Source organism: Achromobacter sp. AONIH1, assembly GCF_002902905.1.
Classification (GTDB): Bacteria; Pseudomonadota; Gammaproteobacteria; order Burkholderiales; family Burkholderiaceae_B; genus Achromobacter.
Genome location: NZ_CP026124.1, coordinates 4,280,932 through 4,295,160, shown reverse-complemented (window position 1 = coordinate 4,295,160; position 14,229 = coordinate 4,280,932). Strand labels below are relative to the sequence as shown.

The 14,229-nt window shown below is 70.1% G+C and carries 14 protein-coding genes; 7 read left to right on the top strand and 7 right to left on the bottom strand.

Features of this window, described 5'->3' with window-relative positions; genetic code table 11:
- The first annotated feature begins 14 nt into the window (after positions 1–14).
- Both C2U31_RS19700 and C2U31_RS19695 read left to right on the top strand, forming a co-directional pair.
- The gene (locus tag C2U31_RS19700; RefSeq protein WP_103274322.1) at positions 15–761 is read left to right on the top strand and encodes a trans-aconitate 2-methyltransferase; all 747 of its coding nucleotides are present in this window, start codon (positions 15–17) and stop codon (positions 759–761) included.
- Positions 762–931: 170 nt separating this feature from the next.
- The gene (locus C2U31_RS19695) at positions 932–1,423 is read left to right on the top strand and encodes a heme-binding protein (RefSeq protein ID WP_103274321.1); all 492 of its coding nucleotides are present in this window, start codon (positions 932–934) and stop codon (positions 1,421–1,423) included.
- Here C2U31_RS19695 and C2U31_RS19690 read toward each other — a convergent pair.
- From C2U31_RS19690 to C2U31_RS19680, 3 genes are all read right to left on the bottom strand, one after another.
- Positions 1,416–2,588 (bottom strand): YeeE/YedE family protein, encoded by a 1,173-nt coding sequence (locus tag C2U31_RS19690; RefSeq protein WP_103274320.1) that lies wholly within the window; start codon positions 2,586–2,588, stop codon positions 1,416–1,418. The genes C2U31_RS19695 and C2U31_RS19690 overlap by 8 nt on opposite strands.
- A complete protein-coding gene (locus C2U31_RS19685) occupies positions 2,588–3,514 on the bottom strand; it encodes a sulfurtransferase (RefSeq protein ID WP_103274319.1) in 927 nt (308 codons plus the stop codon). Before C2U31_RS19685 ends, C2U31_RS19690 begins: the two co-directional genes overlap by 1 nt.
- Before the next feature lie 96 nt (positions 3,515–3,610).
- Positions 3,611–4,801: an MFS transporter gene (locus tag C2U31_RS19680; RefSeq protein ID WP_103274318.1), complete on the bottom strand. Its 1,191-nt coding sequence runs from the start codon at positions 4,799–4,801 to the stop codon at positions 3,611–3,613.
- A gap of 146 nt (positions 4,802–4,947) precedes the next feature.
- Between C2U31_RS19680 and C2U31_RS19675 the strand changes: the two genes are divergently transcribed.
- The 3 genes from C2U31_RS19675 (at position 4,948) to C2U31_RS19665 (ending at position 9,115) form a co-directional block, all read left to right on the top strand.
- Positions 4,948–5,835: a LysR family transcriptional regulator gene (locus tag C2U31_RS19675; protein WP_103274317.1), complete on the top strand. Its 888-nt coding sequence runs from the start codon at positions 4,948–4,950 to the stop codon at positions 5,833–5,835.
- Positions 5,836–5,946: 111 nt separating this feature from the next.
- Entirely contained in the window at positions 5,947–6,912 is a 966-nt protein-coding gene (locus C2U31_RS19670) for a helix-turn-helix domain-containing GNAT family N-acetyltransferase (RefSeq protein WP_103274316.1), read from the top strand.
- Positions 6,913–7,018: 106 nt separating this feature from the next.
- Complete coding sequence (locus tag C2U31_RS19665; protein WP_103274315.1) at positions 7,019–9,115, top strand: PhoX family phosphatase; 2,097 nt, start codon at positions 7,019–7,021, stop codon at positions 9,113–9,115.
- A 102-nt stretch (positions 9,116–9,217) separates the two neighbouring features.
- On the opposite strand, the gene C2U31_RS19660 is transcribed toward C2U31_RS19665, so the two are convergent.
- Complete coding sequence (locus C2U31_RS19660; protein ID WP_103274314.1) at positions 9,218–10,111, bottom strand: alpha/beta fold hydrolase; 894 nt, start codon at positions 10,109–10,111, stop codon at positions 9,218–9,220.
- A gap of 10 nt (positions 10,112–10,121) precedes the next feature.
- Positions 10,122–10,769: a pyroglutamyl-peptidase I gene (gene pcp, locus C2U31_RS19655; RefSeq protein ID WP_103274313.1), complete on the bottom strand. Its 648-nt coding sequence runs from the start codon at positions 10,767–10,769 to the stop codon at positions 10,122–10,124.
- Between the two features lie 138 nt (positions 10,770–10,907).
- On the opposite strand from pcp, the gene C2U31_RS19650 reads away from it, so the two are divergent.
- Positions 10,908–11,834: a LysR family transcriptional regulator gene (locus tag C2U31_RS19650; RefSeq protein WP_103274312.1), complete on the top strand. Its 927-nt coding sequence runs from the start codon at positions 10,908–10,910 to the stop codon at positions 11,832–11,834.
- Between the two features lie 22 nt (positions 11,835–11,856).
- Here C2U31_RS19650 and C2U31_RS19645 read toward each other — a convergent pair whose 3' ends face one another.
- Both C2U31_RS19645 and C2U31_RS19640 read right to left on the bottom strand, forming a co-directional pair.
- Entirely contained in the window at positions 11,857–12,735 is an 879-nt protein-coding gene (locus C2U31_RS19645) for a hypothetical protein (RefSeq protein WP_103274311.1), read from the bottom strand.
- A gap of 60 nt (positions 12,736–12,795) precedes the next feature.
- A complete protein-coding gene (locus tag C2U31_RS19640) occupies positions 12,796–13,653 on the bottom strand; it encodes a hypothetical protein (RefSeq protein WP_103274310.1) in 858 nt (285 codons plus the stop codon).
- 139 nt (positions 13,654–13,792) lie between these two features.
- Here C2U31_RS19640 and C2U31_RS19635 point away from each other — a divergent pair, with 139 nt between their 5' ends.
- Positions 13,793–14,206: a hypothetical protein gene (locus C2U31_RS19635; RefSeq protein ID WP_103274309.1), complete on the top strand. Its 414-nt coding sequence runs from the start codon at positions 13,793–13,795 to the stop codon at positions 14,204–14,206.
- The last annotated feature ends 23 nt before the right edge of the window (positions 14,207–14,229 follow it).

The following is a 14,229-nucleotide window of genomic DNA, read 5'->3' as shown; positions in this document are numbered from 1 at the left end:
CTGGAGAATCCACCGTGCAATCGATCTACACCGACGCCTCCGTGTACAAGCTGCTCACGCCGCAGGATGACGCGGAACACGCCTTCATGTGCCGGCTCGCCGGCGACGCCGCCAGCATATTGGAGCTGGCGAGCGGCTGCGGCAACCTGGCGGCGCGCCTGGCGCAACGGGCCGACGTCACGGGCGTCGACGCCTCGCCGGAGATGGTGGCGCTGGCCACGCAGGCGCACGGCGACAGGCCCGGCCTGTGCTTTGTCCAGGGCGATATGCGCACGCTGCGGCTGGAACGCCCGTTCGACCTGGTCATGGCCGTCGACAACGCGCTGCAGCACGCCTGCACGGACGAGGCGCTGTACGCGGCGCTGGACTCGATCAGGGCGCACATGGGACCGGGCTCGCGCGCGCTGTTCCAGACCGGCCTGCGCGAGCCCGAGACGCTGGACACGCTGAATCATGCACGGCAGAAGGTCGGCAGCGCGATCGATGCCTGCGGCGTGACCTTCGAGATCTATGGCACCTCGACGTTCGACCCCGCCACCAAGGTCAACCATCGCGTGTTCGAGATCCACAAGGATGGCGCCAAGGTGGCCGAGCGCACGCTGACCATGCGCATCCTGGATTCGGCCGCGCTCCAGCAGGCGCTGGCGCGCGCCGGCTTCAGCATCGCGCGCGCGTTCGACGAGTCGGGCCAGGAAGTCGAGCCGCAAGCCCGGCCTGGCCCCACGCACGCCGTGCGCACCTACGAGTGCCGCGCCGGATAGGAGCGCCCCGCGCGCCTTGACATACTGGCGACGGCAGGCCATCCGCCGGCCCCGCCAGGCCCGCCTCCGTAGCGCTACGGAGGCCCGGGCGTAATCGGGCGTATACCGGCGCGCGGCGCTTTTGGCCACACTGTCCGCACCTGATCACACAACGTAGAAAGGACGCAGACATGACCCGATTCCCGCTCGCCGCGCTGGCCCTCGCCTCCACGCTGGCCGCCGGCATGGCCCAGGCCGCCGTGCTCACCGAAAGCAATATCTCCACCGCCGACGCGCAGAAGCTGGCCACGGCCAGCGTCGCCGCCTGCCAGGCCAAGGGCTACAACGTCAGCGCCGCGGTCGTCGACCGCGCCGGCGTGCTCAAGGCCTTCGTGCGCGCCGACAACGCCGGCCCGCACACTGTCGAGGCCAGCCGCGCCAAGGCCTTCACCTCGGTCTCGGCCAAGTCGCCGACGCTGGCCATGATGGAAAACGCGCAGAAGAACCCCGGCGCCGCCAACCTGACGGACATCCCCGGCTTCCTGCTGCTGGGCGGCGGCGTGCCGGTCAAGGCCGGCTCCGCCGTGATCGGCGCCATCGGCGTGGCCGGCGCGCCCGGCGGCCACCTGGACGCGGAATGCGCCGACGCGGCGCTGGCCGAGAACGCGGCGCTGTTCAAGTAAGGCCGCGCGCGGGGGTCAGCTTCAACCCCGCCCAGATCCCCGCGTAGCAGCAGGCCCCGAAGACCCACCCCGACAAGGCCCCCGCCATCACGCCCGACAGCAGCGTCCCCACGGTGCAGCCCAGCGCGGTCATGCCACCCCAGCCCATCAGCACGCCACCGGCGAAGTTTCGGCCGATCTGCGCCGCCGACGGCAGCCTGGGCTTGAACGCCCCCGCCGCCAGCGCGGCGGCCCAGGCGCCCGCCACCAGCGACAGCACGAACACGCCGTTGTTCGACAGCAGCGCCTGCTTGACCGCCGTGGCGCAACCGGCGAAACCATCCAACCCCGCCAGCCGCGCCGGCAGCCAGCCGGCATCGAAGGCCGCCGTGCGCGCCAGGCTGCCCAGCTCGGCGGTCACGCCCAGCGGCGCGACGCGCAGATAGGCGATGACGGCGATGAAGGCCACGGCCAGCCCGCCTGCGGCGGCGGGCCAGCGCAGCCGCAGCGCGACCTGCCACGCATCGGCCGTGGCGTCGCCGGCATCGCGCGCGGCGACCTCCGACCGCGACAGACGCGCGATCCCCCACGCCAGCGCCGCCAGCGCCGCGCATTGCAGCAGCGCCGAGCCGCCATAGCCCAGATGACGCGGCAGCCAGATCACCGGCGCCTGCTGGATCAGCGACAGGTACAACGTGTTCCACGAGGCAAAGCCCAGCGCGAAGCCGACCGCCGCCCCCAGCAGCGCGAAGGGCGAGCCCGGCGCGCCCTCGCCGATGCGGTAGAAGTGCGCGCTGATGCAGGATCCCGAGATCCGCATGCCCAATCCGAACACAAACGCCCCGACCGCCAGCGCCACGCTCACCGGCCCGATATGCGCGCCCGGCGGGAGGCGATCGGCGCCCGGCACCGGCAGAAAGGCGCCGAACACCGCGTGATAGCCCAGCGTGCCGGCGGCCAGCGCGATCAGCACCGCGTACAGCCCCGAGGCCTCGCGCCGCTGGATGAAGTCGCGCGCGATGCAATAGAAGCAGAAGCGCGAGCGCTGCAAGACCACGCCGAAGGCCGCGCCCAGCAGCGCCGACAGGGACAGCGCCCGCCCGACCTCGGGCAGGCCCGACAGCCAGCCTGCCCACAACAAGACGGCCGCCAGCACGCCGGCGGCCGCCGTCAGGCCTGCGCGCATCAGGTCTTTCCCCAGACCGTGCCGGCCGGGTTGCTGATGGGCGAGCCCACGCTGTTGCCATACTCGGTCCACGAGCCGTCATAGTTGCGCGTCTCATAGCCCAGCAGCTTGCTCAGCGCGAACCAGGAATGGCTGGAACGCTCGCCGATGCGGCAGTAGGTGATGACCGGCTTGCTGCCGTCCACCCCGGCGGCCTGGTAGATGGCCTTCAGTTCCTCGGCGGACTTGAAGGTGCCGTCCTCGGCCACCAGCTTGCTCCAGGTCACGTTGACCGCGCCCGGCACATGGCCGGCACGCACCGCCAGCTCGGGCACGCCGTTGGGCGCGAAGATCTTGCCGTTGTATTCGTCGGCCGAGCGGATATCGACCAGCACGCCGGGCTTTTCCTTGCGCGCCACGGCCAGCACGTCCTGCAGCCGCGCGCGCAGCGCCGGGTTGGCGTCCTTGACGCGGGCGTTGCCCGGCGCGTGCACGGTGGCGCTGTTGGCCAGCGGCCGGCCCTCGGCCTCCCATTTCTTGCGGCCGCCGTCCAGCAGCTTCACGTTCTGGATGCCGTAGATGTCGAACACCCAGGCGCCCCAGGCCGCGAACCAGTTGTTGTTGTCGCCGTACAGGATGGTGGTGGTATCGGCGTCGATGCCGGCGCGCGCCAGCAGAGCCTGGAACTGCGCGGGCGGCGCGATGTCGCGGCTGACGGTGTCGACCAGGTCGGTATGCCAGCTGACGTTGGCCGCGCCCGGGATATGGCCGCGCTCGTACAGGCCGGGATTCACGCTGACCTCGACCACGCGCACCTTGGGGTTCTTCAGGTTCTGTTCCAGCCAGTCGGTGCTGACCAGGAACTTGGCGTGTTGCGCCGTCGCGGGCGCGGCGGCCAGCAAGGCCAGCGCCGCGACCGCGCCGGCCAGCAGATTGCGTAGGGACATCGGGTTCTCCTTGTCATGTCGGGAAGGCTTCCCTCTCGAACCGCGACGATATCGGCGGCGCGGGCGCGCGCGAACGACAGAGTTTTTATATCCTGATTACTCATTCAGGCATTCGTCAGCAACACTGACCGGCGTGCGTGCCTGCCACAGCAGCAGCGCCAGCCCCAGCAACGCGAGCAGCCCGCCGGCCAGTCCGACTCGGGCCACCCCCGACAGCCCCAGTGTCAGGCCGCCCGCCCAGGCGCCCAACGCGATGCCGGAATTAAAGCCCGCGATGTTCAGCCCGGCGGCCACGCCCTGCGCCTGCGGCGCGCGCAGCCTGGCGATGCCCATCAGCCGGGCCTGCAGCGCGGGCACCGCCGCATAGGTGAACAAGCCCAGCGCAGCGACCGCCACGCCCATCGCCACCGGCGAACGCGCGCCCGCCCACATGCCCAGGGACGCCGCGCCGATGCCCGCCACGATGGCCACACTGGCGCGCTGCACGCCGAGGCTGTCGGTCAACCTGCCGCCCAGCGCATTGCCGATGGCGGCGAACAGCCCGTAGGCCAGCATGTACATCCCCACGGCGCGGACATCAACGCCTGTCGTGTCCAGCAGGAGCGGCGCGACGTACGTATAGGCCGAGAACGATCCCGCGTAGGCCAGCACCGTCACCGCCGTGGCGGCCAGCAAGGCCGGATGCAGCAGCGTCTTCAGCGCCCGCCCCGCCGACCCCGCGCCGCGCGCCGCGTCCGTAGCGGGCTGCGCTTTCATGCCCCACAGCAGCCCCGCGCATCCCACGCCGCCGCAAGCCGCGATCGCCGCCAGCACGAGCCGCCAGGAGATCGTCTCGCCGATATAGGCACCGACCGGAACGCCGATCGCCATCGCGGCCGTGAAGCCCGCGAACACCACGGCCACGGCGCGGCCGGCCTTGGCGTCTCCCGCCAGCTGCGCGGCGGCGGCGGACGCGACGGCGAGAAACAGGCCATGTCCCATGCCGGCGACGAAACGCGCCGCCTGCATGGACGCCAGGTCGGGGGCCAGCGCGGCGGCCAGGCTGCCCGCCGCAAACGCCAGCATCGCCGCCAGCACGGCGCGCCGGCGCGGCCAGCCGGCCGTCACGGCGCTCAACACCGGCGCGGCGAAGGTCGCGCCCAGCGCGTACAGCGTCACGGCGCTGCCCGCCTGCCCGACGCCGACCTGCAGCCCCCGGGCGATGGCGTGCGCCAAGCCGATCGGCACGAACTCGGCCAGGCCCAGCGCGAATGCGCTGAGCGCGAAAAGATAAACCACGAACGGCATGATGGACCCTCTGAGGATGAAGCGTGAATCAAGACACGCGCACACTCTAGGCAAGCGCCAGCGATAGATAAAATGATGATTTCATGCCCTCAGGCCAATTTTTCTTATGGCTGGGGCCACCACGCGCCGCCCGGCGGCACGACGCCATGAGCCACCTGGATCATCTGCATACCTTCATCGAGGCCTATCGGCTCTCATCTTTCTCGCGGGCCGCCGAACGCCTGGGCATGACCCAGCCGGCAGCGTCCCTGCACATCCAGGCGCTGGAAGCCTTCGTCGGCAAGCCGCTGTTCCTGCGGCGGGCGCGCGGCGTCACCCCCACCGACGCCGCCCATGAACTGGCGCGCGCCGTCGGCCCCATGCTCGACGGCTTGCAGGCCCGCCTGGCCAGCTACAAGCTGGGCGGTGACCTGTCCGGCACGCTGCACATCGCCGGCCCCGCCGACTTCATCGCCGCGCGGCTGGCCGACGGACTGGCGCCGCTCATGGAGCAAGGCCTGCGGATCCGCGTGCACACCGGCAACCGCGAACGCATCTACGGCCTGCTCGGCGACGCCAGCGCCGACCTGGCCGTCACCGCGTCCCTGCCCGACGAGCGCGCGCATGGCTACGCCAGACTGCTCACCGAGCGGTTCCAGCTGGTGCTCGCGCCCGCGCTGGCGGCCAGCCTGGACAAGCGCGCCCTGGCCGCCGGACTGGCATCGCTGCCCCTCATCGCCTACGACGAGGACCTGCCCCTGGTGCGACCTGTCTGGAACGCGATGTTCCGCCTGCCCCCCGCCTTGCAGGCGGCCATGACCATCCCGGACCTGCGCATCATCCAGGACCTGGTGATCGCGGGCCACGGCTGGTCCGTCCTGCCCGACTATCTGTGCGCGCCTGCCCTCAAGGCCGGCCGCCTGGCCGCCCTGGCCCCGCGCCGCGCGGTCGCACAGCGCAATGATCTGTACCTGGTCTGGAACAAGGGCGCGATGCGCAATCCGCGCACTGTCCACGCGCGCGACGCCATCCTGCGCCTGTTCGATTCCACCTGAAGACCGGCCGCCGGCTCCGGGCGGCCCCTTGCCATTGCACGACGCTGGACGCGGCCGGAACATTAGTTGTACGATACAACCAATCCTGCATCGCCCCACCATGGAGCCGCCATGAGCACCGACCCATCCCTCGTCGAAGACATCCGCGCCGCGTCCCGCAGCATGGTCCGCGAACTCGGCTTCATGCAGTCCACGCTGGCGGCCAGCGGCCATTCCGCCTCGGCGGTGCACACGCTGCTGGAGATCGACGCGCGCGGCGCCATGACGGCGGCGCAGCTCGCGCCCTTCCTGGGCCTGGACAAGTCCAGCATCAGCCGCATGCTGGCCAAGCTGATCGAGGCCGGCGAGCTGGAGGAAGCCGTGGCCGGCGACGACGCCCGCGTCAAGCAGCTGTCGCTGACCCGGGCCGGCAAGCGCAAGGTGGACCAGATCCACGCCTATGGCCGGATGCAGGTCAACACCGCGATGGCGCGGCTCAATCCCTCGCAGCGCCAGGCCGTGGCCCAGGGTCTGGGCGCCTATGCCCAGGCCTTGCAGGCCTGCCGCGAAAACGACGAGGCGTTCCGGCCCGGCGCATCCAATCCGATCACGATCCACGCCGGCTACCAGCCCGGCATGATCGGCCGCATCACCGAGATGCACGCCGCGTTCTACGCGCGCCACGCGGGCTTCGGCCAGTTCTTCGAAAGCCAGGTCGCGACCGGCGTGGCCGAATTCGCCGGCCGGCTCAACCAGACCGGCAACCATGTCTGGCTGGCGCTGCTGAACGACCGCATCGTCGGCTCGGTCGCCATCGACGGCCAGGACCTGGGCAACAACCACGCGCACCTGCGCTGGTTCATCCTGGACGACGGCTGTCGCGGCAGCGGCGTGGGCCGCCAGCTGTTGGCCGAGGCCGTGGCCTACTGCGACCGGCTCGGCTTCGCCGCCACCCGGCTCTGGACCTTCAAGGGACTCGATGCGGCCCGCAAGCTGTATGAATCGGTCGGCTTCCAGCTGGTGCGCGAGGAAGCCGGAGAGCAATGGGGTTCGACGGTCACAGAACAGCAGTTCATCCGCCCGGCCCCGCTGTCCTAACGCTTTCAGTTTGCTGTCATTCCCGGGCAATGTTCCCGAACGATGATGCTCGCAGGCAGCGCCGAGGTGGCGTCTGTCACACGAATGACACATCACGGGAACACTGATGAGCACTCCGGATCTGGACGACATCCCGTCCAACGCGTCCACCGCCCCCCATTTCAACGACGTGGTGAGCCGCGTGCTGTCGCGCCGCGGCTTCCTGAAGGCCGGTCTGGGCGCCGGCGCGGTCGGCTTCATGGGCGCGGGCCTGACCGCCTGTGGCAGCGATGACGATGATGATTCTCCCGCCAAGCCCACGACGCCGGGCAAGCCCACGCCGGAGCAGCCCAAGCCGGTCGACCTGAACTTCAAGGCCGTGCCCGTGAGCACGGCCGACACCGTCGTGGTGCCCGAGGGCTACCAGTACGCCGTGCTCAACCGCTGGGGCGATCCGCTGTTCGCCGGCGCGCCCGCCTTCAAGGCCGACGCCAGCAACGGCGGCGCCGATCAGGCGCGCCAGATCGGCTACAACCATGACGGCATGCACTTCTTCCCCATCGACGGCACCGACAGCGCCACGGGCAGCAGCGTCGAAGGCCTGATGGTCACCAACCACGAATACACCACGCCGGAGTACTTCTACCCCGTGGGCGTGGTGCCGGGCAACGCCCAGTGGAACCTGGACTGGGTGCGCAAGTCGCAGCACGCGCATGGCGTGTCGGTGCTGCACATCCGCCTGAACAACGGCAAGTGGGAGCCGGTGCTGGATTCGCCGTTCAACCGCAGCGTCAACGCCAATGTCGCCATGCAACTGGTCGGCCCGGCCGCCGGCAGCCGCCTGGTCAAGACCAACGCGGACCCGTCCGGCACGCGCTGCTTCGGCACCTTCGGCAACTGCGGCAATGGCTACACGCTGTGGAACACCTACCTCACCTGTGAAGAGAACTTCACCGACTACTTCGGCATCAGCAACGCCGCGCCCGCCTCGGTGAACTACCCCGACACCGAGTACCAGCGCCACATGGAGCGCTACAAGGGCACGGGCAAGACCTCCAGCAGCTCGTACCGCTGGGACTACTTCGACGACCGCTTCAACTGGTCGATCGAGCCCAACGAATACAACCGCTGCGGCTGGATCGTGGAGATCGACCCGTTCGATCCGAACTCCACGCCCAAGAAGCTGACCGCGCTGGGCCGCTTCAAGCACGAAAACGCCGCCATGACGCTGGCCGACGACAAGCGCGTCGTGGTCTACATGGGCGACGACCAGGCCAGCGAGTACATCTACAAGTTCGTCTCCGACGGCAAGTACGACCCGGCCCGCCCGGCGCTGAACCGCCTGCTGCTGGACAAGGGCACGCTGTACGTGGCGCGCTTCCTGGACGGCGCCGCGCAGGGCGACGCCATGGGCGTGGGCGAATGGATCCCGCTCAAGCTGGACACTCCGGCGCTGGCCGGCGGCACGCTGGGCGCGCTGTTCAACCAGGACATGGGCGAACTGCTGGTCAAGACCCGCCAGGCGGCCGACGCCGTGGGCGCCACGCCGATGGACCGTCCCGAGTGGATCACCACCCACCCGGTGACGCGCGAGGCCTACGTCACGCTGACCAACAACAGCTCGCGCGGCAGCGGCAACGACCGTTACCCTGGCACCAAGCACCCCGGCCCGAACGACGCCAATCCGCGCGCCAACAACGTCTACGGCCAGATCGTGCGCTGGCGCGAAAAGAGCGGCGACCCGGCTTCGCTGAGTTTCGAATGGGACATCTTCGTGCTGGCCGGCAACCCCACGCTGTATCCGCGCACCGACCTGCGCAGCGGCTCGGCCAACGTCACCGCCGAGAACACCTTCAACAGCCCCGACGGCCTGGCTTTCGACAAGCGCGGCCTGCTGTGGATCGAGACCGACGGCAACTACTCCAACACCGGCGCCTACGCCGGCCAGGGCAACAACCAGATGCTGGTCGCCAACACGGGCAGCAAGGAAATCCGCCGCTTCATGACCGGCCCGGTCGGCTGCGAAGTGACGGGCCTGACCTGGACGCCGGACCTGAAGTACCTGTTCATCAACATCCAGCACCCAGGCGAAGGCCCGAGCGTGACGGATGCGCAGAACAATCCGCTGATCGCCTCGAAATGGCCGGACGGCGCCAGCGCCACCCGGCCGCGTCCGGCCACGGTGGTGATCTGGAAGCAGGACGGCACGGCGGTGGGCAGCTGAGCCTGGATCGCGGTTGATCAAGCGGGAACGCCGGAGCGCAGGCTCCGGCGTTTTTGTTGGCGCGTTCCGCCTGGCGCCGATCGCATCGCCCCGGTCGCCGCGCTATCCCCGCAGGAACGCCAGCATCCTGCGCGCCAGCTCGCGCGGCTGTTCTTCCGGTATGTAATGGCCGCAGTCGCTCAACACCCCGCCCTGCAGGTCGCGCGCCAGCGGTTTCAACGCCTCGTACAGATTGGGCGCGCTGCCCCGGTCGCCGCCCAGCGCCAGCACCGGCACCGTCAACGGCGCGTCGCGCAGCTCGCGGTTCTGCAAGGCGTCCTGGTGCGCCGCCCGGTAGTAGCCCAGCATGCCGCGCAGGCCGCCCAGCGTCTGGTAGACGCGCTCGTACTCGTCGATGTCGGCGGCGCTGAACACGCCGGGCTTGTTGGCCGTCTTGCGGCTGAAGAACCACTCGATCAGGATGCGCTCGCGCCCCTGCAGCAGCGCCTCGGGCAGATCCGGCACCGAGTTGAACAGGAAGTGCCAGCTCTTCCAGTTGTCCGGCCCCAGCTCGATGGCGGGCTTGAGCGTCACGCCGGGAATGTTGGCGTCCAGCAGCACCACCCGCTCCACCTCGTCGGCATGGCGCGCGGCATACGGATAGGCGATCCAGGCGCCGATATCGTGGCCGGCGAGCGCATAGCGCGTCAGTCCCAGCGTGTGGAACAAGGCGCGCAGCCGCTCGCCGGCGGTGCGCGTGTCATAGCCGTCCAGCGGCTTGTCGGAATCGCCCTGGCCCGGCAGGTCCACCGCGTACACGCGGAAGTGCGGCGCCAGCAGCGGCATCACCCGCCGCCACGCGTACCAGCTCTGCGGAAAACCGGCCAGCAGGATCAGCGCCGGACCCTCGCCGCCCTCCACCACGTGATAGCCCAGCCCGTCCACCTCGACCCGCGCATGACGGAACGGCGCGCCGTCCAGCTCGAACGCGGCCGCGTCCGCATATCCCTTGCTCATCGCGCCCCCTTCAGTTGACCGCGCCGCCGACGACGCGGATGTCGGTGCGCACCTCCAGCGCGGTGGCGATCAGCAGCCGCACGCCGGCCACCAGCGTATCCAGCGCCATGCTGGGCTGACCGGGATGCGCGGCCGCCATTTCCGGCAGGTACGGCACGTGCACGAAGCCGCCGCGCAGCTCGGGCCGCCGGGTGGCGATGTAGTGCGAAAGACCGTAGAAGATGGCGTTGCAGTTGTAGGTGCCCGCCGTCAGCGAGGCCGAAGCCGGCACGCCGGCCTGGCGCAGCGCGCGCACGATGGCCTTGACCGGCAGCGTCGAGAAGTACGCGCCCGGACCGCCGGCGATCACCGGCTCGTCAATGGGCTGGCGGCCGGCATTGTCGGGAATCCGCGCGTCCACCAGGTTGATGGCCACCCGCTCGACCGACACGTCGGACCGGCCGCTGGCCTGGCCCAGGCACACCACCAGGTCCGGCCGCGTCTCTTCCAGCGCGCCGTGCAGCCGGTCCAGCACCTCGCTCAACACGCAAGGCAGCTGGCGAGCAACCACCGTGGCGCCGCCGATGACGGCGCCGTCGAGCCGGCGCGCCGCCTCCCAGGAAGGGTTGATGGTTTCCCCGTCGAAGGGTTCGATACCGGTGAGCAGCACGGTGGGCATGGCGTGGTCCTGAAAGCGGATGAGAAAGAAGGCAGTGCCGCGCCGATCCGGCCAACAATCCGGCGCGCAGCCATGTCATCCTATGCCGGGCCTGCCAAATTGTTGAAATCGATATTCAGTATTCGTAATATTGATGGCATGAATCTCGCTGCCATAGACCTGAACCTGCTGGTCGCCTTCGAGGCCCTGTACGACACCCGCAACGTCACGCTGGCCGGCCAGCGCATCCATCGCGCCCAGCCTTCCGTGAGCAGCGCGCTGGGGCGGCTGCGGCGGCTGTTCCAGGACGAGCTGTTCCTGCGCACGGCCGAGGGCATGCAGCCCACGCCCAAGGCCGACGCGCTGATGCCCGCCGTCAGCGCGGCGCTGGACCAGATCCGGCAGGCGCTGGCGCAGGGCGCGCCCTTCGATCCGGGCTCGGCGCAGGGCCGCCGCTTCACCATTGCCGCCAGTGATTACGCCGATGTGGTCATCGTGCCGCACATCGTCGCCGCGCTGCGGCGCGACGCGCCCGGGGCGGACCTGCGCGTGGCGCGGCTGGACCGCGCCCAGCTCTATGAACAATTGGACAATGGCAGCGTGGACCTGGCCATTGGCGGCCATCTGGCACCGCCCAAGCGCATGCTGTCCGAACGCCTGTACGACGAGAGCTTCGTCTGCATCGCCGACCAGCGCCATCCGGCGCTGCGCGGCCGCAAGCTGGACCTGGAACGCTATCTGGCCCTGCCCCACGCCCTGTTCACGCCCAGCGACGACGGCTCGGCGCGCGGCGTGGTCGACGCCAGCCTGGCGCGCCTGGGCCGCAAGCGGCGCGTGGCCTGCACCTTCGCGCACATCGTGGCGCTGCCGCACGCGGTGCGGGGCACCGACCTGATCGCCACGCTGGCGCGCCGCGCCGCCGCGCGGCTGGCCGGCGACGGGCTCACGCTGCGGCCGCTGCCGGCCGAGGTGGACCCCGGTCCCTTCTCCATCGACATGGTGTGCAGCCGGCGCGCGCCCGGCGACGCCGCGCTGGCCTGGCTGCAACAGCGGGTCCGCGACGCCGCGCTGCGCTTGCGGGACTAGCGCCCGCCAGCCGCAGCCCGCCCTAGGGCTGGCCGCTACCTTCGACGAAGGCGCGGTCCATGGACCGCAGCGCCTCGGGTATCACATAGCCCTTGCCCTCGAACCTGAGCGTGTGCCGGATCTTGTCCTTGCCGACGGTGCGCTCGCCGCAATCATCGCCCTGGGTTTCGAACAGGCGCCGCTCGCGCGCCTCGGTCAGCGACAGGTCGCGGTAGCCCTGGCTGCTGCCGCTGCCCAGGCCCACCGTCACCTTGCGCTCCTCGACATCGCCGGCGCAGCGGGTGTCCCAGTCGCCTCGGGTCCCGCTGACCACCATGCCGTCCAGCACCATCTCCAGTTCCCGCTCGCCCATCACGAACAGCCGCAGGCTGGATTCTCCATACAGACTGACGCGCGAGCCCGCGGCGCGCGAGATCCGGATGCCGAAGGCGCGCCGGTCCGGCATCAGGTCATAGCGGGCGGTATCGAACGTCAGGCTGGTCAGGGCCACCGCGTCGTCCATCATCAGCCCCTTCAGCCGGCGCTGGCGCAGCGGCTTGAGCGTGGCGCGCTCCAGCACCAGCACGTCCAGATCGCCCTCGTGGCCGTCGGCGGCCTCGGCCTCCGACTGGTCACGCATCAGCGGCACCGCCACCAGCAGCAGGTCCGGATTGGCCGGCCAGGCCTTGCAGGTCAGCCCGAAGGGATCGCCCGCCGCCACGTTGGCGACCAGGATGACGGCGTCCGTGCCGGGCACATGCACGCGGCCGCGCGCATCGGGCGCCTGAACGCCGGGATAGAGGGCGCGGACGATGTCCGCGTCGTCCGGGCAGGCGTCGGGCGCGGCTTGCGCGGCGCCGGCAAACAGGGTCGAGAGCGCGCCAAGACAAAGCGCGGCGGCCAGGGGACGCGCAAGGCTCATGGCCGATCCGAAACAGGCCACGGCACAACGCGGGAAGAGGCGGCCTGCGTGGAACACGGTTCAGTTACCCGGGCGCCGGTCCGGCGCGCGCAGCGACTCGGGAATCGAATAGGTCTTGCCGTCGAAGGCCAGCGTGTGGCGCGCCGTCGTCTTGTCCGTCACCCGATCCACGCACTTGGCGCCCTGCGGCGCGTAGACCCGCGATACGCGCGTGTCGGTGGCGACCAGATTCTGATAGCCCGCGCTCTTGGCCGCGTCGACGGACAGCGTCACGTCGCGTTTTTCCTCGCGGCTGTCGCACTCGTTCTCCCAAGCGCCTTGCAGCCGGCTGACGAGCAGGCCGTCCAGTACCACATGCAGCTCATGCTCGCTCATCACGAACAGCCGCAGGCTGGTCTCGCCCTGCATGCTGCCGGTGGACGAGGCGCTGCGCGTGACGCGTATGCCGAACGCCCGCTCGTCCTGCGACAGATCGTAGCGCGCCGTGTCGAACACGACGCCGGTCAGGCGCACCGCGTCATCCTTCATCAGGCCGGGCAGCCGGCGCTTGCGCAAGGGCTGCAAGGTGGCGCGCTCAAGCACCAGCACGTCCAGGTCGCCGTCATGGCCGTCGGCCGCCTTCGCGCCGGACAGGTCGCGCATCACCGGCACGGCGGCCAGCAGCAGCTCGGGCTTGGCCGGCCAGGCCTTGCAGGTGACCGCGAAAGGATTGCTGCGATTCCCGCTCTGCAAGGCGATGAAGTCGCCGCTGCCGCTCAGGCGGATGCGGCCCAGCTTGTCCGGCGCCGAGGCGTCCTGGTAAGCCGCGGCCACGATGCCGGCGGCCTCGGGGCAATCCGCGGGCGCGGCATGCGCGGCGCCCGCCGTCAGCAGAGCGGACAGGGCAATGGAGGACAAGCAGCGCGACATGGTGATCATGATCTGAGGTCAGTGGCTGAACGAGCAGCCAGTGTACCGTCAGCGTCGTCGCCGTTCATCCTGTGCGAGCGACAGGCGTCAGCCGCGACCAGGCTCCAGGCTTACACTGGCCAGGTTGCATCTCCCGCTCCCGCCAGCCATGTCCAGCCGCACGCCTCTTTTCGCCCCGCCCAGGAAGCAGCGCGCCCCGCGCCCCAACTCGCTGCTGTGGGTCTTCGACCCGCTGGAGCGTGATCCCGGCTACCTGCTCAAGAAGATGTTCGGCTGTGACGCCGCCTACCTCGACGGCCGGCTCTGCCTGGTGGCGGCCGATCGCGATGCGCCCTGGGACGGGCTGCTGGTCGGAACGTCCCAGGCGCATCATGCGTCGCTGACCGGCGACATTCCAAACCTGCAACCCCATGCCGTGCTCGGGAAATGGCTGTACATCCCGCAGCAGGACGAATCGTTCGAAGCCGTCGCGCAACAGCTGGTCTCGCTGACGCTGGCGCGCGACCCGCGCATCGGCGTGGCGCCGTCGCCCCGGCCGTCGCGACGGACGCGTCCCGGCTGATCCCGACCGCGTCCATCGCTCGC

Bases quoted from the DNA above. Each gene is read 5' to 3' on its own strand.
- C2U31_RS19660 (WP_103274314.1), bottom strand. From the start codon at position 10,111: ATGAGCAAGGGATATGCGGACGCGGCCGCGTTCGAGCTGGACGGCGCG.
- C2U31_RS19680 (WP_103274318.1), bottom strand. From the start codon at position 4,801: ATGCCGTTCGTGGTTTATCTTTTCGCGCTCAGCGCATTCGCGCTGGGC.
- C2U31_RS19685 (WP_103274319.1), bottom strand. From the start codon at position 3,514: ATGTCCCTACGCAATCTGCTGGCCGGCGCGGTCGCGGCGCTGGCCTTG.
- C2U31_RS19645 (WP_103274311.1), bottom strand. From the start codon at position 12,735: ATGAGCCTTGCGCGTCCCCTGGCCGCCGCGCTTTGTCTTGGCGCGCTC.
- pcp (WP_103274313.1), bottom strand. From the start codon at position 10,769: ATGCCCACCGTGCTGCTCACCGGTATCGAACCCTTCGACGGGGAAACC.
- C2U31_RS19665 (WP_103274315.1), top strand. From the start codon at position 7,019: ATGAGCACTCCGGATCTGGACGACATCCCGTCCAACGCGTCCACCGCC.
- C2U31_RS19670 (WP_103274316.1), top strand. From the start codon at position 5,947: ATGAGCACCGACCCATCCCTCGTCGAAGACATCCGCGCCGCGTCCCGC.
- C2U31_RS19650 (WP_103274312.1), top strand. From the start codon at position 10,908: ATGAATCTCGCTGCCATAGACCTGAACCTGCTGGTCGCCTTCGAGGCC.
- C2U31_RS19635 (WP_103274309.1), top strand. From the start codon at position 13,793: ATGTCCAGCCGCACGCCTCTTTTCGCCCCGCCCAGGAAGCAGCGCGCC.
- C2U31_RS19675 (WP_103274317.1), top strand. From the start codon at position 4,948: ATGAGCCACCTGGATCATCTGCATACCTTCATCGAGGCCTATCGGCTC.
- C2U31_RS19690 (WP_103274320.1), bottom strand. From the start codon at position 2,588: ATGCGCGCAGGCCTGACGGCGGCCGCCGGCGTGCTGGCGGCCGTCTTG.
- C2U31_RS19695 (WP_103274321.1), top strand. From the start codon at position 932: ATGACCCGATTCCCGCTCGCCGCGCTGGCCCTCGCCTCCACGCTGGCC.
- C2U31_RS19640 (WP_103274310.1), bottom strand. From the start codon at position 13,653: ATGATCACCATGTCGCGCTGCTTGTCCTCCATTGCCCTGTCCGCTCTG.